20 protein-coding genes and 8 tRNA genes are annotated in these 24,929 nt (G+C 46.3%); 18 read left to right on the top strand and 10 right to left on the bottom strand.

Annotated elements, in window-relative coordinates; all coding sequences use genetic code 11:
* Positions 1–11: 11 nt before the first annotated feature.
* Both ABEF84_RS11775 and ABEF84_RS11770 read right to left on the bottom strand, forming a co-directional pair.
* On the bottom strand, positions 12–1,145 hold the full coding sequence (locus ABEF84_RS11775) for an efflux RND transporter periplasmic adaptor subunit (RefSeq protein ID WP_347453016.1): 1,134 nt from the start codon (positions 1,143–1,145) through the stop codon (positions 12–14).
* A gap of 51 nt (positions 1,146–1,196) precedes the next feature.
* Positions 1,197–1,853: a hypothetical protein gene (locus tag ABEF84_RS11770; RefSeq protein ID WP_034583329.1), complete on the bottom strand. Its 657-nt coding sequence runs from the start codon at positions 1,851–1,853 to the stop codon at positions 1,197–1,199.
* Positions 1,854–2,172: 319 nt separating this feature from the next.
* On the opposite strand from ABEF84_RS11770, the gene pilG reads away from it, so the two are divergent.
* The 6 genes from pilG to ABEF84_RS11740 all read left to right on the top strand — a co-directional run bounded on the left by pilG (position 2,173) and on the right by ABEF84_RS11740 (position 10,740).
* Entirely contained in the window at positions 2,173–2,556 is a 384-nt protein-coding gene (gene pilG, locus ABEF84_RS11765) for a twitching motility response regulator PilG (RefSeq protein ID WP_034583327.1), read from the top strand.
* Between the two features lie 30 nt (positions 2,557–2,586).
* Positions 2,587–2,955: a response regulator gene (locus tag ABEF84_RS11760; protein ID WP_034583325.1), complete on the top strand. Its 369-nt coding sequence runs from the start codon at positions 2,587–2,589 to the stop codon at positions 2,953–2,955.
* A gap of 6 nt (positions 2,956–2,961) precedes the next feature.
* Entirely contained in the window at positions 2,962–3,498 is a 537-nt protein-coding gene (locus ABEF84_RS11755) for a chemotaxis protein CheW (RefSeq protein WP_034583323.1), read from the top strand.
* A 45-nt stretch (positions 3,499–3,543) separates the two neighbouring features.
* Positions 3,544–5,616 carry a methyl-accepting chemotaxis protein gene (locus tag ABEF84_RS11750; RefSeq protein ID WP_347453015.1) on the top strand — a complete coding sequence of 691 codons (2,073 nt, stop codon included), beginning with the start codon at positions 3,544–3,546 and terminating at the stop codon, positions 5,614–5,616.
* 165 nt (positions 5,617–5,781) lie between these two features.
* Positions 5,782–10,278, top strand: a complete 4,497-nt coding sequence (locus tag ABEF84_RS11745; protein ID WP_347453014.1) for an Hpt domain-containing protein — start codon at positions 5,782–5,784, stop codon at positions 10,276–10,278.
* A gap of 3 nt (positions 10,279–10,281) precedes the next feature.
* Positions 10,282–10,740 carry a hypothetical protein gene (locus tag ABEF84_RS11740; RefSeq protein WP_347453013.1) on the top strand — a complete coding sequence of 153 codons (459 nt, stop codon included), beginning with the start codon at positions 10,282–10,284 and terminating at the stop codon, positions 10,738–10,740.
* A gap of 68 nt (positions 10,741–10,808) precedes the next feature.
* On the opposite strand, the gene dapE is transcribed toward ABEF84_RS11740, so the two are convergent.
* The 3 genes from dapE to ABEF84_RS11725 form a co-directional block, all read right to left on the bottom strand.
* Complete coding sequence (gene dapE, locus ABEF84_RS11735) at positions 10,809–11,945, bottom strand: succinyl-diaminopimelate desuccinylase (RefSeq protein ID WP_034583312.1); 1,137 nt, start codon at positions 11,943–11,945, stop codon at positions 10,809–10,811.
* Between the two features lie 123 nt (positions 11,946–12,068).
* Positions 12,069–12,218: an entericidin A/B family lipoprotein gene (locus tag ABEF84_RS11730; RefSeq protein WP_034583309.1), complete on the bottom strand. Its 150-nt coding sequence runs from the start codon at positions 12,216–12,218 to the stop codon at positions 12,069–12,071.
* Positions 12,219–12,354: 136 nt separating this feature from the next.
* On the bottom strand, positions 12,355–13,203 hold the full coding sequence (locus ABEF84_RS11725) for a DUF1853 family protein (protein WP_347453012.1): 849 nt from the start codon (positions 13,201–13,203) through the stop codon (positions 12,355–12,357).
* 88 nt (positions 13,204–13,291) lie between these two features.
* Between ABEF84_RS11725 and ABEF84_RS11720 the strand changes: the two genes are divergently transcribed.
* The 11 genes from ABEF84_RS11720 (at position 13,292) to ABEF84_RS11670 (ending at position 16,100) form a co-directional block, all read left to right on the top strand.
* Positions 13,292–13,690, top strand: a complete 399-nt coding sequence (locus ABEF84_RS11720; protein WP_034583304.1) for a YbaN family protein — start codon at positions 13,292–13,294, stop codon at positions 13,688–13,690.
* Between the two features lie 3 nt (positions 13,691–13,693).
* Positions 13,694–14,200 carry a cell wall-recycling L,D-carboxypeptidase ElsL gene (gene elsL, locus ABEF84_RS11715; protein WP_034583302.1) on the top strand — a complete coding sequence of 169 codons (507 nt, stop codon included), beginning with the start codon at positions 13,694–13,696 and terminating at the stop codon, positions 14,198–14,200.
* 500 nt (positions 14,201–14,700) lie between these two features.
* A tRNA-Val gene (locus tag ABEF84_RS11710) sits at positions 14,701–14,776 on the top strand.
* A 30-nt stretch (positions 14,777–14,806) separates the two neighbouring features.
* Positions 14,807–14,883 (top strand) — tRNA-Asp (locus ABEF84_RS11705).
* 49 nt (positions 14,884–14,932) lie between these two features.
* Positions 14,933–15,009 (top strand) — tRNA-Asp (locus tag ABEF84_RS11700).
* Positions 15,010–15,030: 21 nt separating this feature from the next.
* Positions 15,031–15,106 (top strand) — tRNA-Val (locus ABEF84_RS11695).
* Between the two features lie 13 nt (positions 15,107–15,119).
* Positions 15,120–15,196, top strand: a tRNA-Asp gene (locus ABEF84_RS11690).
* A 31-nt stretch (positions 15,197–15,227) separates the two neighbouring features.
* A tRNA-Val gene (locus ABEF84_RS11685) sits at positions 15,228–15,303 on the top strand.
* Between the two features lie 23 nt (positions 15,304–15,326).
* Positions 15,327–15,403: transfer RNA gene (locus ABEF84_RS11680), tRNA-Asp, on the top strand.
* 86 nt (positions 15,404–15,489) lie between these two features.
* A tRNA-Val gene (locus tag ABEF84_RS11675) sits at positions 15,490–15,565 on the top strand.
* 73 nt (positions 15,566–15,638) lie between these two features.
* A complete protein-coding gene (locus ABEF84_RS11670) occupies positions 15,639–16,100 on the top strand; it encodes a DUF2750 domain-containing protein (RefSeq protein ID WP_034583299.1) in 462 nt (153 codons plus the stop codon).
* 17 nt (positions 16,101–16,117) lie between these two features.
* Here ABEF84_RS11670 and ABEF84_RS11665 read toward each other — a convergent pair whose 3' ends face one another.
* From ABEF84_RS11665 to yccS, 4 genes are all read right to left on the bottom strand, one after another.
* Positions 16,118–16,900, bottom strand: a complete 783-nt coding sequence (locus tag ABEF84_RS11665; protein ID WP_347454768.1) for a YdcF family protein — start codon at positions 16,898–16,900, stop codon at positions 16,118–16,120.
* Between the two features lie 104 nt (positions 16,901–17,004).
* Positions 17,005–19,725 (bottom strand): sulfite reductase flavoprotein subunit alpha, encoded by a 2,721-nt coding sequence (locus ABEF84_RS11660; protein WP_347453010.1) that lies wholly within the window; start codon positions 19,723–19,725, stop codon positions 17,005–17,007.
* Positions 19,726–19,904: 179 nt separating this feature from the next.
* Positions 19,905–20,465, bottom strand: a complete 561-nt coding sequence (locus tag ABEF84_RS11655; RefSeq protein WP_034583292.1) for an SdpI family protein — start codon at positions 20,463–20,465, stop codon at positions 19,905–19,907.
* An 85-nt stretch (positions 20,466–20,550) separates the two neighbouring features.
* Complete coding sequence (yccS, locus tag ABEF84_RS11650; RefSeq protein WP_034583290.1) at positions 20,551–22,725, bottom strand: YccS family putative transporter; 2,175 nt, start codon at positions 22,723–22,725, stop codon at positions 20,551–20,553.
* A gap of 151 nt (positions 22,726–22,876) precedes the next feature.
* On the opposite strand from yccS, the gene ABEF84_RS11645 reads away from it, so the two are divergent.
* Positions 22,877–24,085 carry a multidrug effflux MFS transporter gene (locus ABEF84_RS11645; RefSeq protein WP_034583287.1) on the top strand — a complete coding sequence of 403 codons (1,209 nt, stop codon included), beginning with the start codon at positions 22,877–22,879 and terminating at the stop codon, positions 24,083–24,085.
* Between the two features lie 38 nt (positions 24,086–24,123).
* On the opposite strand, the gene ABEF84_RS11640 is transcribed toward ABEF84_RS11645, so the two are convergent.
* Positions 24,124–24,834, bottom strand: coding sequence for a nitroreductase (locus ABEF84_RS11640; protein WP_034583284.1), 711 nt, complete (start codon positions 24,832–24,834; stop codon positions 24,124–24,126).
* Positions 24,835–24,929 lie beyond the last annotated feature (95 nt).

Below are 24,929 nucleotides of genomic sequence, written 5' to 3'. Positions count from 1 at the left end.
CCTTTAATAATTTAGTTTTGGCTGACACTGACCGTTTTATGGATATCAGCATCCGTAAAGGTAATTCGGCTGACCTGATCGCCAGCTTCCAGTCCCCGTACCACGGCAAGATTGTCGTTATAGCGCTGGTCCAGAACTTCAACATTCAGCTTCATAATTTTGTTTTGTCGAATCACCCAGACATAAGGCTTGTTCTGAATATCGCGGATGGTATCCAGTGGAATCAGTTGCCCAGCTACTTGGCGTGAACTGAGGATTTCACCATCGACAAAAGCGCCGATACTTAGAGAGGTAATAGTTTCATTTGGACGAGCAAAAAACTCGATTTGTCGACTGGCCTGATCAGCAATCGGGGAAATTCGGCTAATTACTGCAGTGAGCAGGTTAGGGTTGCCCTGAATACGGTATTCGATTTTACTGTCAACTTTTAAATCCGCCTGCATTTCGCTTGGTATTTTGGCCTGGATTTCCAGTTGATCTGGATCCACGATTTCAAACAGGGTTTGTCCGGCAGTGACGGTTTGTCCTGGTTCAACTTGACGTTGGGTAATTACGCCACTAATTGGGCTGGTGATAATCCCATCACGATCCGCTTTTTGCGCAATATCGACATTGGCCTGTTGCGCACGGACATTTTCCAGCTGGGTCTGATAGTCGACCCGGCTTTGTTCATATTCAGCTTGGGAAATAAAGCCCTGATTAAGCAAGCGTTGTTTGCGCTCCATCATCAGGCGGGCCTGATTGGCCTGTGCTTGGGCAGAAGCGCGGTTGGCCTGTGCCTGAGCCAACCGGGCAGCATTGTCCTGATTATTCAGCCGTACCAGGATTTGACCTTTTTGGACGCGCTGACCAACTTGTGCATTAACACTGGTCGCAGTTGCAGTGACCTGTGCCTGAATGCTGCTTTGATTCACGGCACGAATGGTGCCGGTAAAGGTGGTGCGCTGAACTGCATTACCAGTTTTAACCGCGACTAGGTCTTGCTGGATCAGTTCAACGGACTGCGTAGTTTGTGATGGAGTAGGCTCAGCTTCTTTATTATTGCAAGCACTTAATAGCAGACTCAAACAGAGCAGGCTGAGTGCAAAAGTGGAACGACAGGTTTTAGAATTTTTCTTGGTCAAAATATAGGGTGCGGAGTGCATAAGGGTCCTTATATCGCGCTGTCCACTGAAGCAGCTGCAGGAAATGCTTAATTATTCAAGCGCTTTTAAACGCTGGATAATTCTGTCGTATTCTGCTTCCTTGTTTCGATAGCGAGTTTGTAAAGATTGAATATTTTCTTTTTGTGCGTGCAGATTTTTTTCATTATTGGCCAGGGTGGTTTTTAAATGCGCTGGCACAGTCTGACCCTTACGCAGATATTCACGTTCCTGACGGACAAAGCTCACCCGGTCTTTTTGTAATTGCTTCATCTGTTCTTGCTGGAATTCGATCTGCTTTTTCAGCTGGGACAGGGTTTCATTCTTTTTCTGGATCGCGGTTTGGCTGTTATTGTAGGCGCGTTTTAACTTCTGGTCTTCAACCTGTTGTTTTACTTGAGCGGCGCGTTTAGGTGCCTGACGAATATCTGCTTCGACATTATAAGGCTTGGCACGCTGGATGACCTGCATGTTGGCATCCAAGGCTTCATAGCCATAACGAATATGATTAGGGGTCACATTGGTACTAATAGTAGGCACGCCCTTACTATCATAGTAACGGTACCATTTGGCTTTGCCAGGCGCAGTATTGGAGGCTGCAACTGTGGTTGTCAATGCCGCTTGTAACAGGAGTGTGGTCAAGATCGCCGTCTTCTTGAAGATGGATTTTACTTGATCCAAAGAAGCAGGTTTTTCCCCAAGCTGGCGCATGTTTGGCTCCACAAATGACAGTTGACTAATAAATGAGATTTAAAGTTGACTAAATTACTTATTTTACAATAATAATACTGATATATTATGCCTAATTACTCCAATAAAAAACTATTCACCTCTAAATAGCAAGTCAAAAAAAAATCATTGAAGCAAGGAAAGTGTGAAATCGTTGTTAAAAACTGATCTTTTTGCCTACTTGGGTAGAAAATGCTCGTTGATAATGCCCAGACAGGTATGTTAAAAATAATCGACACATATATAAATTTCCACTATAAGCCGCGTTGCTTATGGTTTTTAAAATGGGAAGGGTTAAGAAATGGACGATAAATTCCAAAATCTAAAAGTTATGGTCATTGATGATTCAAAAACCATTCGTCGTACAGCGGAAACTCTTCTTCAGCGTGAGGGGTGTGAAGTCGTTACTGCAGTGGATGGCTTTGAAGCACTGTCCAAAATTGCAGAGGCAAATCCCGATATCGTTTTTGTAGACATCATGATGCCGCGCCTAGACGGTTACCAGACTTGTGCCTTGATTAAAAACTCGCAAAACTACCAGAACATTCCTGTTATTATGCTATCAAGTAAAGATGGTTTGTTCGACCAGGCTAAAGGCCGTGTAGTAGGTTCAGATGAGTATCTTACTAAGCCATTCAGCAAAGATGAGTTGCTGAACGCAATCCGCAACCACATCAGCGCGTAATATATTTGAATTTTTTTGGGGATAATGGGCATGGCACGTATTCTAATTGTTGATGATTCACCGACAGAAACATTCCGCTTTCGTGAAATTTTAACTAAAAACGGTTTTGAAGTAATTGAAGCATCCAACGGGGCAGATGGGGTGACCATGGCACAGGCAGAATTGCCGGATCTGGTGCTGATGGATGTGGTGATGCCAGGGGTGAATGGCTTCCAGGCAACTCGCCAGATTGCACGTGGGGCCACTACAAAACATATCCCTATCGTAATTGTAAGTACCAAGGATCAGGCAACTGACCGTGTATGGGGTAAACGTCAGGGTGCTGCAGATTATCTGACCAAACCTGTAGATGAAAACCAGTTAATTGATGTGATCAAACACCACCTCAATGCAGGATAAAACGCTATGGCAGCGAACGGATTTATCGAACTGCTTCGCATTGCTAAACGGGGTAATAAAAACTACGTTTCCAATGAAAATGAAGCGAACCGATGGTCAGGCATAGCTTTTGAGATGATGGGGCAATATTTTGTTGCTCCACTTGGGGAAGTATCAGAAGTCATATATCCGCCAACATATACACCAGTCCCAAATACCCAGCCTTGGGTGCTTGGGCTGGCAAATATTCGAGGCAGGCTGCTTGCAGTATCGGATTTGGCTCAATACATGTCTGGACATAGAAGCCAGTACTCGCCAACTCAAAAAGTTTTATGTATTAACCATAATGAACAGTATGTCGGCCTGGTAGTAGATCAGGTTTTGGGGATTCAACACTTTAACAAGAAAAGTTTCTTTTCTAAAAACACTGAACTGGATCAGCACCTGCAAGAGTATTGCCAGGGCTATTTCCATCAGCATAACCAGCGATGGCATGTATTCCTGTTCAGTCGGTTGTTGCAGAATCCAAAATATATGAATGCATCTATAAAATTTATAAATTAATTTGTCGCACGTAAGAAGCCGGGCGTAAATTCGGGGAGAGGCTGTATGGGCTTTAAGCTTAAAAAGAAAAATACAGGTGAGGGTAATGACCGCAAAGGCGGTAATGCCTTTTTAGCAAAGATTCAATCACAAGCAGATCAATGGTCACGTGTATTTGGGGATAGTGAAAAGTCTAAACCTTTAATTTATGGGGCAATTGGCTGTCTGTTAGCAGCAACCATCACCTTATTGTACCTTTTCTATAGTGTGCCACGTGGTAACGAATTAACACGTAGTCTTGGTGAATTGCGTCTGCTTTCTCAAACCATTTCTCGTCAGGCGACTGAAGCGACGGCTTCCGGTACTCCTGAAGCAATGAAAAACCTGACCGATTCTCAAAAGGCATTTGCTGAGAACCTGGAAACAGTCAAAAGCATTCATTCCAATAATGAAGCACTACAAACTGTAGACAAGCAATGGTCTGAAATCTCTGAAAGTATTGACCTGATTGCGTCTCAACAAAAAATCATTAACCAGTTATATGACACCAACATTGCGATTGGTGAAGCGATTCCTGGAATTCAGGCGGAATACAACCTGATGGTTGACCAGATGGCGCGTCAGGACATGCCTTCTAACCAGGTGGTTATTGCGAAAAACCAGGTGTTCATCGCAGAACGTATCTTGCGTTCGATCAGCTTGGTACTGTCAGGTAATGATGGTTCTCGTGAATCTGCGGACGACTTCAGTGCCGATACCGAAACCTTCGGTTCTTACCTGAATGCACAGTTAAACGGTTCAGCAGAACTGGGCGTACTGAAAATCACTGATCCAGCACTACGTGAATCATTAGAAGGCATCAAGGCTGAATATGAAGATGTACTGCAATCAGCAGCTTCGACTATCCTGAAAAACTCTGCACAAATCGTGAAGGTACGTCAGGCGTCTGCTTCAATCTTCGGTCAATCTGACAAACTGTTAGATAACCTGAACAAGCTGTCTGGCAGTACGGGTCTAAAAACTACGATTCCTGCGATTCTGTTAATCCTGTTATTAACCGGCTTCCTGGTCTGTGTATTCAAACTGCTGTCACTGCGTGGTGCATCAGATAAACAACGTGTAACCCGTCTGCAAGAAGAATATGACCGTAACCAGAATGCGATTCTACGTTTACTGGATGAAATCGCGGACTTGGCGGACGGTGACTTGCGTTCATACGCAACCGTATCTGAAGACTTCACCGGTGCGATTGCCGACTCGATTAACTTCGCGATCGACCAGTTACGTGATCTGGTATCCCGTATCACGGAAACGTCTCAAGAAGTTGCGCAATATACTGCGACCACACAGAGTATTACCAACCAGCTGGCTGAAGCATCTGAACACCAGGCGCAAGAGATTGCCGGTGCATCTGCTGCGATTAACGAAATGGCACTGTCGATTGACCAGGTATCTGCCAACGCAGAAGAGTCTGCAGTCGTTGCGGAACGTTCGGTACAGATCGCAGCAAATGGTGCGGATGTCGTAAACCGTTCGATTGAAGGTATGGACACAATTCGTGAACAGATCCAGGAAACATCTAAACGTATTAAACGTCTGGGTGAGTCTTCACAAGAGATTGGTAACATCGTTGCCCTGATTAACGATATTGCCGACCAGACCAACATCCTGGCATTGAACGCTGCGATTCAGGCGTCTATGGCGGGTGAAGCAGGTCGTGGTTTCGCCGTGGTAGCGGATGAGGTACAGCGTCTAGCGGAACGTTCAGCATCGGCAACCAAACAGATCGAAGGCCTGGTAAAAACCATTCAGACCGATACCAACGAAGCGGTAATCTCGATGGAACAAACCACAGCGGAAGTTGTACGTGGTGCGAACCTGTCTAAGGATGCCGGTGTGGCACTGGATGAAATTCAGACCGTATCGAACAACCTGGCAAAACTGATTGCGAACATTTCCGATGCAGCGAAACTGCAGGCAGCATCTGCAGGTCATATTGCAACTACGATGAACGTCGTACAGGAAATTACTTCGCAAACCACCACTGCAACATTCGACACAGCACGTTCGGTATCTGAACTTGCGAACATGGCGGATGCATTACGTGAATCTGTATCTGACTTTAAACTTCCAGAATAAGTCAGAAAACTTTGGGGGAGGATGTGTCTTTGTCTAGATGAAGGCACATCCACATACAGATAAAGCCTCGACAAGATGTACCTGACTGCAAAGTGAGGTCTCGCGTGACAATCCTGATACAGATTGAGCACCCTTCTTGGCGGAAATACGTAAGAAGCCTTAGCTATGAAAGAAATATTAAAAGACTTAGTTGAAACGACAGCGCTTCCTGAAGATAGTTATCTTGATCAAGATGCTGAAATTTTAGAAATTTTCGTCGAAGAGATTGAAGAAATCTTTGTCGAGTTAAACGCTTTATTTCCACAGTGGCTTGCCACACCAGATCATAAAGAAACACTGACGACCATTCGCCGCCATTTCCATACCTTAAAAGGTTCAGGGCGTATGGTGGGGGCGAAACAGGCCGGTGAAATTGCCTGGACAGTTGAAGATACCCTCAACCGGGTATTGTCAGGCACACTTGAACTGACACCAACTATTCAAAAGTTTGCTCAGGCAACTTTGAATGTCTATCAATACCTGTTGTATCCATGCTTTAAACAGACACAACCATTAACCGTGGATCTGCGCCCAATCGTATTGCTTGGGCAGCAACTGCAACAGCAGCAGACCCCAGAACCAGAATTAGAAGAATTATTACAGCTGGCAGATACACTGACGGCTGAAGGCCAATACTCTGGTCTTGAACTTGCAGATACAACAGAAGAAACGCCTAACGTTGAAACTCCTGTAAATGAGGTTACGGCTGAAGAAGCAATAGAGACTGTTGAAACCGTTGCAGAGGAACGTAGCGATCTGGAAGAAACGGTTGCGATCTTTATTGAAGAAGCTGAAGAGCATCTGGCAACGATTTATGACTTCCTGAAGCATGAAAATATTGCCAAGCAGGATTACAACAGTCTGATTCGTGCGCTGCATACCCTGCGTGGCAGTTCATCTATGGCGCAGATTGACCAGATTTTTGATGCCAGCTCTAAGGTTGAAAACCTGTTTAAAACACTGGTTCAAGACGAAATTGCATCGACTTCCAAAGAAATTGCCTTGTTGCAGCAATATTCTGAATTTGTGGGTGATTATCTGCACCTGTTGCGTCAGGGCAAAACTGAACAACTGGATGCGATTTCTGCAACTTTTGATGCAGCCTGGAATGACTACGGCTTTATCACTACCGAAGATCATGATGCGGTGCAGTCGCAAGGTTTGGTATCCCGTCTGGTTGAACTGAATATCGACCAGTTGCTGGATGCCGAGTTTGAATTTGACCGCCGTGCCGTTGAAGAATATCCAGCTTATATTGAAGCCTTAAGCCAGCAGGCAGCTGAACTGGTGGCGCATACGGATAACCGTGCAGCTGTGGGTATTCATGAATTCGCCTCACAGTTAAAAGCGGCTTATGATGCACTGATTCATCGACCAGTGTTGCTGCAAAGCGATTATGCCTTTGAGCTGTTCGCACAGGCGCATCAGGAATTTATCCACCTGTTCGATACCCTGGCTGCAGGTCAACGCGTGATTCTCAGCGCAGAAGTTGAAAAACTGTTGGCGGATCTGTCTGCCTTTGTACAGCAAGAGATTGAAGAATTCGAGCCAGAAGCAGCGCCTGAAACAGTGGTAGAAGCACCTGAGGCTGCTCCTGTAGCTACAGGTAGTGTTGACTTTGCTGCCATCAGTCAATGTATGGATCTGGACCGTCAACAGAGCGAATATGATGCTTCCAATCGTGACTTCGATGCAGATCTGCTGGATATCTTCCTGGAAGAAGCCGATGAGCTGCTAGCAGGAATTGACGAAGACCTGAATACCTGGGCACGTGAACCAGAAAATACTGAATCACTCAATAACCTGATGCGTTATCTGCACACCCTCAAAGGTGGTGCAAACATGATTGCAGCAACCAATATCGGTTCGATTGCGCATGAACTGGAAAGCATCTATGAACGCGTGATTCGTCAGCAGATTGCGGTATCACCAGCACTGATCCAGATTGTGCGACTGGTACAGGATAGTGTTTCTGACCGTATCCAGACCATCCGTGATGAACTGATTGATTATCCAGCGACAGAAACCATTAATATCCTGCAAAACATCCAGGCACTGGCTGCGGGTACAGCAACAGCGACTACAGCAGTCGATACTGCAGTGGTTGAACCTGTGGTTGCTGTGGAAGCAGAATCGGAAGAAGATAGTGAAGAGATTGCTGTTGAAGCTGAAAGCACTGAGTCTGTAGCAGAAATTTCTGAACCGGAAATTCTGTTAGATCCGGTTGAAGAAACAGTTGTTGAAGAAGTAGCTGCAGCATCAGTTGAACCTGTTTCAGAAGAAGACGAACTGAAAGCGATTGTTGCAGAGACGTTCCGCGAAGAATCTGAAGAGATTCTAGGAAATGCTGAGAAGCTGCTGGAACAATGGTTCGACCAGCGTAGTGACCGTAGCTTGCTGCTCCAATTACAACGTGCGGCCCACAGTATTAAAGGTGGGGCGCGTATGGCAGGCGACGAAACCATCGCAACTATTGCCTATGGTTTGGAAACCACTTTCGAACAGTTCGCGGTTCATCATTTCAACTCCAATGCCTACGACAGCCTGTTACAGCAGACCTGGAAATGGCTGGCTCAGGCAATCTTCAAGCATGATTACAGTGGTTTTGAACAGATCAAGACTGCGTTAGATGCAATTGAGTTTGTCGATGTCACTGCACAGTTGCCGGAACGTCTGACCAAAACTGAAAGTCTTGATATTACTACTGGCTTTGAATTTGTTCAGGGTGATGGTACTGAACCACCTAATATGATGGGTGAGTGGGCAGAAACAGCGGCTTCTGACAACAGCAACGAAATGATCCGTATCTCGGCTGATCTGGTTGAGAAGATGATCAATCTGTCGGGTGAGAATTCGATTAACCGTTCGCGTATCGAGATGGATCTGGGGCAGCTCGGCAATACCCTGAACGAGATGGAACTGGCGATCAAGCGTCTGGCCGATCAGTTACGCCGAATGGAAGGCGAGCTGGAAACCCAGATTATTGCCAAGCACGGTGCTGAAAACTCGCGCTATACCGACTTCGACCCATTGGAGATGGACCAGTATTCCTCTCTGAACCAGCTGTCGAAATCGCTGGCTGAATCTGCATCGGATTTAATCGACTTCAAGTCAACGCTGGCGGAAAAAATCCGTGATACCGAAGGCCTGTTACTGCAACAGTCACGTATTCAAGCTGAAATTCAGGAAAGCTTGATGCGTACCCGTCTGGTACCATTCGACCGTATGTTGCCTCGTCTGCAACGTATCGTTCGTCAGACTTCGACCACCTTGAACCGTCCGGCCGAACTGATTGTTCAGAATACAGAAGGTGAACTGGATCGTAATATTCTGGAACGTCTGGTCAGTCCGTTTGAGCACATGCTGCGTAACGCGATCGACCATGGTCTGGAAGATACCGCAGAGCGTATTGCGCTGAACAAGCCGGAAGTGGGTTCGATTGTACTGAACATCAGCCGTCAGGGTACTGATGTACTCATCTCCTTTAGTGATGATGGTAAAGGGATTGACTCAGAAGCGATCCGTGCCAAAGCCATTGCGAAAGGCTTGCTGAAAGAAGAGCAGCAGGTGGATCAGGAAGAGCTGTTGCAGTTCATCTTCCATCCAGGCTTCAGTACTGCGAAAGAGGTCACCCAGATTTCTGGTCGTGGTGTGGGACTGGACGTGGTACAAAGCGAGATCAAGGCGCTCGGTGGTCATGTTTCAGTGAAATCTGAACTGGGTAAAGGCACGACCTTTACCATTCGCGTACCGACTACAGTAGCAGTCAGCGATGCCCTGATGGTGAAAGCTGGCGATCAGCAGTATGCAATTTCTCTGGCACAGATCGACCGTATCGTGCGTATTGCACCAACCACTCTGGAAACTTACTTCAACAGTAAAGATGACTACTTCAAGATTGATGGCGTGAACTACAAACTGCGTTATCTGTCTGAGTTTGTTGCCAATCAGCCAGTGCCACGTCTGAATAACATCGCGAACTCACTGCCAGTGTTGCTGATCAAAGGCAACAATGGTCAGAGTATTGCCTTGCTGGTAGACCAGTTAGTCGGTTCACGTGCACAGATTGTGGTGAAACCAATTGGCCAGCAGTTTGCCAATATTGGGGTAGTTGCCGGTGCAACAATTCTCGGCGATGGTAGTGTCTGCCTGATTCTCGACGGTCAGAATGTTGCCCGTCAGGCACAGGCAACACAACGCATCAAACAGGTATCCGATCAGCAGGATCTGTCACGTCGTGGTAATGCCCGCCGTCTGGTGATGATCGTCGATGACTCCGTAACCGTGCGTAAGGTTACTTCGCGTCTGCTCGAACGTCAGGGTTACGATGTGGTAACCGCCAAAGATGGTGTGGATGCAATTGAGCAGCTGGAAAATGTTCGTCCGGATCTGATGCTGCTGGATATCGAGATGCCACGCATGGATGGTTTCGAAGTGACCAATCTGGTACGCCACCACGATATTCACCGCAACTTGCCAATTATCATGATTACATCACGTACTGGCGAGAAGCATCGTGAACGTGCCTTCAGCTTGGGCGTCACCCATTATATGGGTAAACCGTTCCAGGAAGCTGAACTGCTTGCCAATATTCAAGAACTAATCGCTGCTCAACAGGGGTAATGCATGAGTCAAAACACTTTAAGTAGCGTCGCGGCAGACAAGATCAGTCAGCAGGAACTGCAACACCTGATTACAGTTTCTACGGGGTTTATCGATGCCTATATTATTGACTGTTACGGCAAAGATCCGATGCTGTTGCCACAGAATATTGTTCTGTCTGCATTGGACAGTAGCACGCAGGTAAAAACGGTGGATTGGCATGAAGCCAAGCTGCCGGTATATGCTGTAAATGATCCAAGCCGTAACAGTGGTGTAGCCTTGGTAATTGAAGGCGATGAAGTCAGCCAGCGTTTTGCCCTGATGTGCAATGAAATGCCGAAGACCATTCGTTTACGTATTTCAGAAATCGTCGATGATGATCAGGAAGTCACTGATCCTGCGATTTTCCAGTATGTACGTATGGGGGAGCAGCGTTTTCATATTCCAAATATGGCACATATCCAGTCAGCTATCAGTCAATAAGTATTTTCCAGACGTAAAAAAGGAACTCGATGGAGTTCCTTTTTTTATTTTGCTTAAATAAGTTTGAATCAGTTTGCCAACAGGTTAATCAGAATTTTTTCATAAATCTCAGCCAATGGCTCCAGATCGGCAATATCGACATGTTCATTGATCTGGTGGATGGTGGCATTAAGGACACCGAGTTCCAGTACCTGTGCACCTGTAGGGGCAATAAAGCGGCCATCTGAAGTACCCCCCGAAGTGGATAGCTCAGTTTCAGTGCCGGTGACATCACGGATCGCATTTCTAGCAGCATTCACCAGTTCGCCCACTGGGGTCAGGAATGGCAGGCCAGACAGAGTCCAGTTGATTTCATAATCCAGACCGTGACGATCTAAAATTTCTAAGGTACGTGCTTTAAGTTCTTCAGCTGTTACTTCAGTAGAATAACGCCAATTACACAGTAAATTCATCGTACCTGGTACCACGTTAGTAGCACCAGTACCGGCATTGATATTGGAAATCTGGAAAGAGGTCGCAGGGAAGTATTCATTACCATTATCCCAAACTGTGTCACATAGCTCAGCAATAGCTTTAGAGGCAACATGAATTGGATTTACGGCAAGGTGAGGGTAAGCCACATGGCCTTGTTTGCCTTTTACTGTGAGGTTTGCATTCAGCGAGCCACGACGGCCATTTTTAACCACATCACCTAGCTTGTTGGTACTGGATGGTTCACCGACCAGACACCAGGTAATTTTCTCATTACGCGCTTCTAAAGTCTCGATGACTTTTACAGTACCATTAATCGATGGACCTTCTTCATCCGAGGTGATCAGATAAGCAATCGAACCTTTGTGGTTTGGGCATTTTTCGACAAAGCGTTCAGTTGCAACTACCATCGCTGCCAGTGCGGTTTTCATATCCGCGCTGCCACGGCCATAGAGTTTGCCATCACGAATTTCAGGGGCAAATGGGTCTGAATTCCAGGCATCCAGATTACCGGTTGGCACGACGTCAGTATGGCCGGCAAAGCAGAATACTGGGCCTTCAGTACCTTTACGTGCCCAGATATTGTCGACATCTTCAAAACGCATGTTTTCGATGTTGAAGCCCACTTTTTTCAGGCGTTCTGCCATGATGTTCTGGCAATCATGATCGACTGGAGTAACGGAAGGCTGGCGGAGCAGTTGCAGGCTTAAATCGAGAGTTGCGGAAGAAGTCATATGAGATTCATTCATCAATCGGGAATATTGTGGGCCCTATGATAGGCGAAGATGCGGTAACTTGTGAATCTTAGGCATAAAAAAACCCTGATAAGTGCAGGGTTTTTTATGCAAAATGCTGAATTAGTTGCGGCGGATTTCGTCAGAGGTTTTTTCTGCTGTACCGGTCACTGCTTCACCAGCTTTAGATACGTCTTTACCAACACCTTTTACGGTATTACAGCCGGTCAGTACAAATGCCAATGCCAAAGAAGTTACTAGAATTGTTTTCATCATCATCTCCGTATTATCAATAATAAAATTATTATGATGTGGGACTTAGATTAAAAAATATACCGTTGAAAAAATATGTGGTTTTGATAGTGCTTAAGTAAATTAATGTATTAGTTATCAAATTTTTCCGTAATCATTAAATCAGTACCGGAACCCGAAACATATAGAACTCGCCATTAAGAGCCGATTTATATAAGCCATTAGTCCACCAATGTGGATAATCACCGTTCACGTTCTGATTCGGATAGATCCATTCATGCCGTTGCAGGCGATAGAAGCCTTTTTCTTTCGGTGGAATCTGGTAACCCCAACTGCCCAAACGCCGTCCCAGATTCACCCAGTCAGGAAGAGGTGCATGGTATTGAGTCGGTAAATATAATTGACCTTTTAATATGCAGTAACGTTGATCAATCGAATAGCCCGCCGCTTCCTGAAACTGGAACTGTTGCTGGGTAAAATGATTAAGTTTGCGATACAAGGTGTCACTACGATTAAGGCCATACCAATGTGGCAGACTAAAATCAGCTTCAGCCAGATAATATTTCAGGGCAATCTCCCAGTGCTCAACTTGATGGGTGCTCTGGTTGAGTAACAGGAAATCCAGTTCTCCTAACGTTCGTGGACCATCAATTTTCTGGATGCTGTGACCGAGCAAAGTATAAGGATGGTAAGCATCATCCAGTAGCCAGAACCAAATTAGCATCTCAAAACGTAGTCCCAGGCGGGTGCTTTTCAGTTGGCCGACAAAATTCTCAAGCTTTTGTGGGTTTTGGTCCAATTGCAGCAGTCGAGGATGGTAATTCTGCAAATGTTGCTGCCAGACCTGATCATCATGCAGGTCAAAATGATGCTTAAGGTCCAGGTCTGCAGGGATTTTACACAGAATGTTCGGACTACCTACTGCAAAGGCCAGCTGGCGTACCAGTGGATGCTGATACTGTTGCCATGGTTCAAAGAAATCCTGTTTTTGGCCGGATGCTGGCATGAAATGTCCCAAGTAAATATGCAGAAATATAACGGATAAGTGTAGAAAACACTTTATACTACCCTAATTCTGTGGCTAGGGTTGTGGTATGAAAATCTTGTTTTGGCGAAGTCTGGTGGTCATTTTTGTGATCCTGGGCTTTATAGGTGCGGTTTTGCCTGGCATGCCAACAACAGTTTTCCTGATTCTCGCCGCCTGGGCAGCGTCTAAAGGCTGGCCACAAATGGATGCCTGGCTGCTGAATCATCCCAAATACGGTCCGACTTTAAGAGACTGGCGTGCCAATGGTACGGTACCGCGTAAAGCCAAATGGATTGCCAGTATCATGATGTTTATTAGTAGCATCATCATGCTGTTTACCACTGCGCCATTAGCGGTCAAGATTTTTACCGATGTCACCATGCTAATCGTGGCGATCTGGTTGTGGTGTCGTCCGGAACCTGTCATAGGCACTGAGCAGCAACACGTACCATCTGAAAGGGAATAATTGATGTCACAATGGAATCTGGAACAAGCGGATATTCTGGTTGATCTGGCTGCGCAACAACTTTATTTACCTCGCTTCGGTAAATCTTATCCGGTTTCGACTGGTAAAAATGGTATAGGCGAGCAGGAAAATAGCGGCAAGACCCCGCGTGGTTGGCATAAGGTTGCAGAAAAGATTGGTGCAGATACGCCATTAAATAGTGTTTTTATCGCACGTCAGGCGACAGGCGAAGTCTATTCGGAAGAACTGGCTCAACAGTTTCCTAACCGGGATTGGATTCTGACCCGGATTTTATGGCTGAGTGGTCTGGAGGAAGGTTTTAACTGTGGTGAAGGCTGCGACACCTACAAACGTTACATCTATATCCATGGTACGCCAGATACTGAGCCGATGGGGATTCCGGAGTCACACGGCTGTATTCGCATGCGGAATATAGACCTGGTTGAGCTGTTTGAACTGGTGGATGAAAATGCACTGGTCTATATTTCGGAACAGCCTTTAGCAAAATAATCATTCCTATATTCTATGCTTCAAAGCCACTTTATCATGAACAGGTGAGGGGGCTTTTTATTGCATTATTCACGTTTCAATCGGGGAAGGAACAATTACACCTTCTGCAATTGATCTTCAAAAAATGCGAAGTGTTCGATAAGTATTGAAGAAAATACAGCAATTCCCTCCATACATATCTTTCGTAAATGATTTTTTACATGATCACAACGTGCCCGTTGGCAAAGCTTTGTATACTATTTCGGCGAAATGGTCGCTCGAAGATCAGCTGGATTAATCCCTGTGCGATCTAAACGATCTGAAATACTGCAGCTATATGTCGAGATTTTAAAATTTTCGGTATGAACCTAAAAAATAAACAAAAAGTGTTGTTTTTTTGGGTGATCCACCTATTTTTTAATCACTCGCACTTAAAAAGTGGAAAACATTTGGAAAAGCGTTTGACACGCTGAGAAGATTCTCTATAATGCACCTCATCAAGCGATGAAGTCGATTTGAAAGGGCGCTTAGCTCAGTTGGTAGAGCGTCTGCCTTACAAGCAGAATGTCGGCGGTTCGATCCCGTCAGCGCCCACCAAACTTCTTTCAAAGTTGAGACACTTTCAGTGCAGCGGTAGTTCAGTTGGTTAGAATACCGGCCTGTCACGCCGGGGGTCGCGGGTTCGAGTCCCGTCCGCTGCGCCACTTAAAGTTCTCGATCCATCGTTTGCCACAATAGCGACATTGTGTAAGTGCAGCGGTAGTTCAGTTGGTTAGAATACCGGCCTGTCACGCCGGGGGTCGCGGGTTCGAGTCCCGTCCGCTGCGCCATTTACATGATAGACCTTTTGAGGGCGCTTAGCTCAGTTGGTAGAGCGTCTGCCTTACAAGCAGAATGTCGGCGGTTCGATCCCGTCAGCGCCCACCAGATTTTTTGTGATGCAGCGGTAGTTCAGTTGGTTAGAATACCGGCCTGTCACGCCGGGGGTCGCGGGTTCGAGTCCCGTCCGCTGCGCCATCCTAAGAATCAAAACAGTTTGACCCTTTAAGGGCGCTTAGCTCAGTTGGTAGAGCGTCTGCCTTACAAGCAGAATGTCGGCGGTTCGATCCCGTCAGCGCCCACCATATCTTCTCAAGATATACGCGATGCAGCGGTAGTTCAGTTGGTTAGAATACCGGCCTGTCACGCCGGGGGTCGCGGGTTCGAGTCCCGTCCGCTGCGCCATTTTTCATTCCCTGATGTGGAAAATGTGTCTTCAAAGCAAGTTTCTTTCTTGCGTCATAAAAACAACAGTGTTGTTTTATTCCTCAGGGCGCTTAGCTCAGTTGGTAGAGCGTCTGCCTTACAAGCAGAATGTCGGCGGTTCGATCCCGTCAGCGCCCACCATATTCCTTCTTGCCTTTAAACGCCTTTTTTCATAGAATTCATAGATTATAATAATTTATAAGATTTCATGGCTATGAGAAATCCATATCAGCGCAAGGCAGCCACTAAAACTCAAAATACCCCTTACGATCCTTCACAAGCCTATAAACAATTTATTGAAGCCATTGTGGCACAGGGCGGCATTTATGCCTTGTATCAGGATGGCTGGGCACTGTGTGCAACGCCGACTGGTCAAAAAGCATTTGCTACTTGGCAAAGTAAGGGGCTAGCCAAACTGGTCATTAAAGATAACTGGGCCAATTATGAAGTTCAGGAAATCAGCTTTAAGGACTTTATTGAAAAAGTCATTCCTTTCTTACGTGAAGAAAGTACCATTTTATCCTTAGATCTGACCCCAGAAGGGCAGAATATTCTGGTAGCGCCAGAGAAAATGCTGCTGGATATCAAAAATTATCTGTATCAGATTTATGTGCAGAAGCCGGAATTATTTAGAACTGGCGAGATTCCATTACCGCGCCATATCCGTATTCATTAATTAATTGATTTGGAAAATTAATATTCATTCAATAGCCAACCGCTGAGAAAGGCAAAATATTCACGTAGCCAGGCGTTATAGCGGATATACAGTGGAGTTTCTGCACTGATATTAATGACATTGCTATAGCCTTGATGCTGGGCAATGGCCCGAGCCCGGATGCTATGGAAATCACTGGTCACAATCGCAATTGGATCACTGAGCTGGATTTGATGCTGATCTAGAATCATTTTGGATTTTCGTAGATTCAGTTCGGTACTAGTACTTTGAGCTTCCAATGCAATTGGATTGTAAATTGTAGGATACGTTTTCTTGAAATAAGCCTGCATCACTTCAGCTTCAGTATATTTTTCCTGAAAACCTAAACCACCAGTCATAATGATCAATGGTTTTGGATGGTGTTGTGCATAATGAGCTGCAGCATCCAGACGTTTTTGTAAGATCGGTGAGGGCTTGCCATTTTCGATACCACTACCTAGGACCAGAATGGCTTTAGTGGGCTGTTGGATATTGTCGCTATTGATATTGCTGGCAATAAAACCAAAGAAAATTACAACACTAGCGACCCATGTTAAAAATCCAGCCCACATGAGTTTCCATAAATTACTGCGAAATCTGGTTTTTTGTTGCCATTGTTGAAAATGATAAAAGAATAGGGCATACAAGATCAGCATAATCCCGATCACAAGTGGCAGTAAAATGCCCAGATGAATCTTGTCATGTGCCAGCAGCCACATGCTATCGGCAATCAGTAATAGTCCAGTAAGGGTGCTAATCAGACGCTTATAAAAACCTGGCATGGAGCATTCTGTCATTTTTATTTAGGTTGATTGTAGATATTTCGGAAGAATAGACAAGAAAAAAAACCGGGCAACTTGGCCCGGTTTTTAATGCATTGAATAAATTAATATACGTCGCGACGATAACGACCCTCATGACGTAACTGATCGACAGTTGTTTCACCAAGAATTTCAATCAGGGCCTGATCGACATCGCTAGCCATGCCATTCAGACTACCACAGACATAAATCACGGCACCTTTGTCAAGCCAGGCTTTTAGTTCATCTGCAGCTTCACGCAGCTTATGATGTACATAGACTTTTTCAGCCTGATCACGTGAGAACGCCAAATCAAGACGTTTCAAAGTACCCATATTCAGCCAAGCTTCTAGGGGCTCATGGAAGAAGAAGTCATGTTCACGCTGGCGTTCACCAAAGATCAGCCAGTTGTCATTATAGTTCTGACGGTTACGGGCATGCAGCAGGCTCATCAGGCCAGCAATACCGGTGCCATTACCAATACAGATGATTGGGCGATTGTCAGCAATCAGATGGAAGGCATCATTGCTACGGATACGCAGCGCAACTGGAGCATTCAATGCTGCATACTCAGTCAGCCAGCCTGACCCTAAACCTAACTCACCTGCAGCATTACGTTGCTGACGCACGACCAGACGCAGGAACTGCTGGCTTGGAATGCTGGCAATCGAATATTCACGTGTTGGCAGGGCAGGTAACTGTTCCAGTAAATCATCCAGTCCATTAAATGGTTTTACTGTAACCGTCAGGTCGCGATTCCACAGCGCCTGTTCAATGGTTTGCTGAGTTCCTGGCACCAATTGACCAGCTTCAAGCTTCTGCTGTGCCAGGAAATTCTGGATTTGTTCTGCACTATTACCCGGCTGGATTTCAGCAATATCACCCGCTTGCCAATTGGCTTCATGCTGCGGCTTCAGTTCCAGATTAAAGGCAGGCGCCCCTTGGCTGCCCGGATTGAGCAGTCCTCGTTTCACTAAGGTCCATTGGTCAAAGGTTTTCTCAATGCCCATGCCTTGCAGATCAAGATGGGTCACATCGGCTAATGCCATATTCCATTGCTGGATATCCGCATTATTGGCATTGTCTACTTCAATGATCTTAAACAGACGTTTGGCACCATTATTTTTTAGCCATTCATCGATACGATGCCCAAAGTGACAGAAGGTTTCCGGATATTCCTTGGAACCCAAAGCCAATACCGCATAGCTCAGATGTTTCAGGTCAGCCTTTTTAGACAGAATTTTCTTCTCAAACGAAGAAGCCAGATCCGGTGCTTCACCGGTACCATAGGTGCTCGCGACAAACAGCACCTGTTCCGCCTGTTGCAGGTCTGTCAGCGTCAGTTGCTGTACTGGTTTTACTGTAGCAGGTTGGCGTGCCTGTTGCAGGGCAGTGGCTGTACGCCAAGCCAGCTGTTCAGAAACACCAGTTTGAGTGGCATAAGCAATCAGCCACGGTTTGGCATTTGGATCCAGATCAACGGCTGCAGTGCCTTGACGGGCTGCAAGCGTCAGTTTTTTCTGTTTACGACGTTTCAGATACAGTAACCAGCCTGTGACAAAGAACAGCGGCATGGTCAGGGACGCGAGCATGACCAGGAACTGGTAAACCGGACCAAAGAAGCTGCCACGGTGTACCGGTAACATGCTGCTCATGATTTTTTCATTCAGTTTCTTGTCTTCATACAGTTCCACTGAAGTGAAGGCTGCATTTTGATAGTTATAGGTTGCATTATTACGCGCACGTTCATGCTGAACTTTAACATCGGTAAAGCTTAGCTTCAGTTCACCATCGGCCTTTTTCGGCAGGTTAAAGGTGACCGATGAATATTTGTCATTAAATTCATTCTGGAAACCGCTCCAGCTTTTATTCAATGCTGTAAGTAATACGGCTTCATCTACACTTGGTTCACGACCTTCACCACGGTTTCCGCGTTGACCTTCTTCGCCACGCGGCCCACGTTCACCTTCACCTCGACTTTCACGGCGCTCACCACGCATATCGCCACGTGCCTGCTCGGCTTCAGCGCGTGGACCACGTTGGCCTTCACCACGATGCTGTTCACCGCGTGCTTCGCCACGGCCTTGACCTTCACCGCCACGACCACCCGGGCCTTGCTGCATTTCTGGTTTTGGTCGTTCTACGCCCATGACTTTATACATGCCACTGCGCCACCAGTCATAAGACCAGGTCAGACCGGTACATGCCAGAATCAGGTAGAAAATTGCCACCCAGGTGCCGGCAACGGCATGCAGATCCCAGATAAAGTTACGGCCTTTAAGTTGGGGCTTAAACGCCAACCATTGCTTGATGGAATGGCGTTTTGGCCAGCGCAGGTACAAACCGGACAGCACAAAGAAAATCAGCATCAGCGCACAGGCACCGGTCAGCTGCTTGCCGACTGGCCCCAGGGTCAGGTTGCGGTGTAACTGCTCCACAAATTTGAAGAATTTACGTCCCTTGATTTCTGGGAGGACTTCCGCAGTGTATGGGTTGACCAGCATGTTGTAGCCACGACGTTCACCTTCCTTGGCGATATTGACGGTACTGGAGCCTGTCGGACTGGCATCAATACTGATACTGTTGATCTGCAGTGCAGGATCCTGTTGCTTAAAGTGCTGATACAGTTCGGCCGGCGTCAGTTTCGGTCCCGGTTGTGCCTGTACGGTATAGCTGTCGCTATTGATCCATTTCAGGATAGGTTGTTCGTAGGAATAGATCGCACCTGTTACTCCCATCAGGGACAGGATCAGACCGGCAGTAATCCCAAGAAACCAGTGGATCTGGAAAAAGGTTTTTTTAAACATGGTCGTTATGTGGTCGAGGGGTTAATTAAAAAATGCGTTGATTATAGGGGGAGATTGTACAGGAAAAATGAATTTTGTAGATAATATTTATTCTCATTATCATTTGTGGCTCATACCATATTTAGAATATAAAAAAACCTCCATGCCGAAGCAGGAGGTTTTTGAGTAGAAGGTTTGGCTTAAAGCTCTTTAGGCGCGCCTACTTCTTCACGTAGATGCTTGCGAATGGTTTCGAAGGAGAAGTTCTTGCTGTCCATCCGTTTAGGCAGGATATAGGCACCTTGCTGGCCTTTGACCTTAAAGTTCAGCAACAGGAATTCTGGAGCATTGTACCATTCGTAAATGTCTTTCCAGCCAATCGCACCGACACCTTCTTGCAGGCCCATTTTCTGGCGCATTACGATACCGTGAGGTTGTACACCCAGGCGAATGCCTTTGATTTCCTGAACCGGAAATTCATTCATCTTGCGTTTGACATACCATTCCAGTCCAAACTTGCGGATCAGGAAGTATAGAACCACACAGACAATCGCAATCCAGCAGAATACGGTGGAGTAGTTTTTTAGCAGGATAATACCCAGGATAGAAAGGGCTAAAACGACTCCCATAATAGCCCAAGCTTTGGTGCCGATTTTATTGGTGCTACGCCAGATCAGCAGCTGCGCATGGCGCTGCTCTTCTTCTGAAATTTCATAGTTCACAGGCTGTAGGGTATAGGCGTATAAATTTTTCGCGGTCATAGTGAAATTTACAAATTTAAAACTGCAAAAAGTTTAGCATTATTTGTACCAAATCAGTGAGTATATTGTTCCAAAATCAGTCAAATTATAAGGAAGCCAATTCGGTGGCATCTTCATCGCGTTCATGACTCAAACTTTGCTTTAACTGACTGAGTTGATTCAAGATACTGAACATCAGAGACAGCTGCTGCAAAATGATCAGCGATTTGTGATCTTCCTCTTGCTGGTGCGACAAACGCTGGCGGATATTCTGGATCATGTTTTGTGCACTGAGATCAGGCACTTCATCCGCCAATAATGCACCACGAATGTCCTCCAGAGCTTGGTCGAACAGATTCAGGATTTCCTGATCTTCAATCTTGTCGCGATGGGCCCCAAGCGCAGCAATATAACTGAGCAGGGTATGGTTGAGGCATAAAAATTCAAAAGCTTGACTTTTTAGTACCGGATCGACATCGGGTTCGGTTGCCAGAGTTGAAATCAGGGAGGCGACTTCGGCATCGGTATTATGCGCTGCACGGCGCACCACGCGATAACGCAGGCCATTATTACGACCAGATTTATACTGTTCAATGACTTCGGTGAGGTAATCGATTTGTGCACCTAGCGAACGTTGAATGTTGCGTGGCAGCCGACGGAATTTCCAGTCCGGGAAGATGAAGCTCACCCCAAACCAGGCCACGGCACAGCCAATCAGCGTATCAATCATCCGTGGCATGGCAGCGGCAAAGCCCATACCATCCAGGTTAAAGTTGATTAGCGCCAGAATGGTAATAAAGGCGGTGGCCTGTGCATACTGTTTACTGCGCAGATCGAAGAATAGCACACCACTGAGAATCAGCAGCAATAACTGGCCTTCTACGGATGGGATGAAATACAGAATCGCATAACCGAGCAAGATTCCGACTAAAGTCCCGACAATCCGCAGACGCAAACGACGCTTGGTGGCATTAAAGTTTGGCTGGCTGACGAACAGGGCAGTCAGCAGAATCCAGTAACCGTACTGGATATGGGTCAGTTGCACAAAAATATAGGAAATCAGTAACACGATTGACAGGCGCACTGCATGACGGAACAGTACCGATTCTGGAGTTAAATGTTGCTTGAAGCGGATCTTGATATCTTCCCAGCCTTTCAGGTCATCATCTTTGAGCTGGTTTTCCGCCTGTTTGGCTTTGTCGAACTTGATATGCCGTTCAGTTTCCAGGTTGCGCAGCTGCGCATCAATCGATTTCAGGTTTTGGTACAGAGAAAACAGTGCACTGATCCAGACTTCATCGTATTGCTGCTCCTGGCGTAGTTTATCCAGCGAATGACGCAAGTTCTTAAAGGCATGTTTAAAGCGCTTGTTATGCTGGTAAGTCTTACGCTGTAGAATACTTTCACTCAGATCCTTACAGGCCTTGCCCTGAATCGACAGAATGCGCTGGAAGCGGAATAGGATATCGCTATGTTCAAAAATCTTGGCCAGTTTCTGGTAATCAATATGCGCTGAATCCGCCCGTTCATGAATGTCCTGGGCAATAAAATAATATTGCAGGCTACGACGAGTATCGCGCTGGCCACGGTCACCTTTCAAACGGGTCAGCAGCGTGGTTTTCATGTCATTGAAAATTGAGACCAGCTTGCCATTTTCCAGGGACAGTTCAATCATGCTGTGCTGGTAGCTGCTTGGGGTCATGTCGACATCAAACAGGTTCGATTTGGCATAAAGAAAATCACCAAGAGAAGAATAGCATTTGGCCAGATTGTCCTGAGCCAGACGGGCCGGGAACAGCAGAAAGCTGATGGTGGACAGTAGCCCATACCACATGGCACCAATCACCAGCAGGCCGGCCTGGGTGTACCAGCCATCAAACAGCTCAACCCCTAGCATTGAATAAACTGAGATCACCAGACAGCCATAGGAAATGGTAGCGTAACGCCGTCCTAGCGAACCGAGCAGGATCAGGCCGATACAGGACACGATCAGTGCCAACGCAAACAGTACCGGATAAGGAAACAGCAGGTAAACTGCAGCGGCGGTGACAAAGAAACCGATATAGGTATAGAACAGGTTCAGAATCCGCACCGAGAAGCGGTCATCAATATCACTTAAGCCCGCGGCCACTACACCCAAGGTTAGGGGAATGGTCATCAGCTGCTGACCCATCAGATAGGGCACAAAAGCCGTGCCCGCAAAGGCGATGACCATACGCAGGTTATACATAAAAGTCGTATTACTGGTGATTCGGGCGAGACGAGAGAGCCAGGGTTTCAAGATTCGTCCTTCTATACCGTTTTCTTTAGTCAGAAACTCAATAAGGTGATGAAAATATCGCAATAAAAAATAAATATAATTGCGTTACAAATCATACTATGCCCTGTGTAAACTTGTCTGCACACTGCGCATTTAAATTCTAAATATCTTTATGACGACAACCACGGCCAATAAAAATTACGCCATGTCCTGGATTATTCTGCTGGCATCCCTAACGGCACTCGGTCCACTTTCCATTGATATGTATCTGTCTGCCTTGCCGCAAATGGCACGTGACTTTGGGACGACCACGCAACAGGTAGCGAACAGTCTGCCCGCTTATTTCCTTGGACTGGCTATAGGTCAGCTGGTTTATGGCCCGGTAAGTGACCGCATCGGACGTAAGCCACCGCTTTATTTTGGCCTGAGTCTGTATGTAGTTGCAGGTTTGCTGTGTGCGCTGGCACCCAATGAATGGAGCCTGATTGTTGCTCGGGTATTACAAGCATTAGGTGGCTGTGTCGGAGTGGTCATCGCCCGGGCAGCGATACGTGACCGTCTGGATATGAATTCGGCAGCACAGGCCTTTGCCAGCATGATGATCGTCAGTACCATTGCCCCGATTATCGCGCCGAGTCTGGGTGCCTGGGTGTTGGTGCTGTTTGAATGGCATATGATCTTTGTACTGCTGATGCTATTTGGTCTGGTGATTCTGGCTTGTGTGCATTTCTTCTTTAAGGAAACACTGGAACCGGAACGCCGCCTGCAGTTGAGTTTTAAGCAAGTGCTCAGTCTTTATCAGACCATTTTTGAAGATGAAAGTTTCCGCAAGCCGATGATCGCTGGTTGTTTTTCCAGTGCGGTGCTGTTCTGCTATATCACTTCATCTTCGGCGATTCTGATGGATCATTTTCATCTGTCTGAACAGCAGTTTGCCTATATCTTTGGTGGTAATGCCATCGGTATCATGCTGTTCTCTACAATGAACAAACGGCTGGCACATCGTTTTAATATCCTGAGTCGTTTAAGAATCGGAACCACGCTACAGCTAACTGGGGTAATTGGCTTGCTGGTTCTAGGTGTGCTGGGTGCTGAGTCACTGCTACTTGTTATTCTGGGAATGTTTATGGTGGTGGCATCGATAGGTTTTACCGGACCGAACGCGATGGCGATTGCCATGTCGGAGCAAGGGGCTCGTGCCGGAACAGCGAGTGCGATTATGGGCAGTATGCAGTTTGCCTGCGGGTTGCTCGGTGGGTTACTGCTGAACTTTATGTTGTGGAATGCCTTGCTAAATATGGCACTGGTGATGCTGATCTTTGTGGGTGTGGCAGCAAATACCATTTACCGACTGCAGCTGCCGCCACTCAAAGTAGATTAATTGGGTGACGGTATTTATTCTGGATTTACAAGAAAGCTTTACTCATCTACAAAAATTGTAAATTCCTCGACTGGAACACGTGGGGTAATAAAAGTATTCACAATATGTTCCGGATCGGCATAACCGAGTGCCATGCCACAGACCAGTTCTTCTTCAGCTGGTGCGCCAATGACATCCAGGACGATGCTATGAAAATGGTTCCAGGCGGCCTGTGGGCAGGTATCCAGTCCACGAGCTTTAGCGGCGATCATGACATTCTGCATCATCATGGAAATATCCATTTTTGAGCCAATGCCGAGATCCTTATGCACGGTAAAGAATAGTCCGACTGGCGCATCAAACAGCTGGAAGTTACGCATTTGCTGACGTGCCATTTTCTCTTTTTCACCTTTCTGGATATTCAGCAAACCATATAAGCCCCAGCCATTTTCCCGGCGACGGTCAATATAAGGTGAGAACCACTGCTGCGGATAATAGGAAAAAGTTTCCTTATATTGTTCAGCCAGGGCTGGATTCTGGTAAATCTCCATCTGCGCCTGACAGACACGCTGCACCAGCTCATCACGTTTTGTGCCGGTGACCACATACACTTTCCAGGGCTGGGTATTGGTTCCGGACGGTGCCCGGCTGGCAACACGTAAAATTTCTTTAATAGTTTCTGGTTCCACCGGAGTATCCAGAAAGGCACGAACCGAATGGCGGGAACTAATGGTCTGGTCGACTGCAGCGATAATGGTGGCTTGATCCATGATAAAAAGCGCTTCCTGAGTAATTATTTGAATATAAATTGAACGATTGATTTGGGTTTATATAAAGATACGTTTCATGTTTGTCCTGTTATAAA

The organism is Acinetobacter sp. ANC 7912 (genome assembly GCF_039862785.1).
Classification (GTDB): domain Bacteria; phylum Pseudomonadota; class Gammaproteobacteria; order Pseudomonadales; family Moraxellaceae; genus Acinetobacter; species Acinetobacter thermotolerans.
This window is presented reverse-complemented; position numbering and strand designations above follow the sequence as displayed.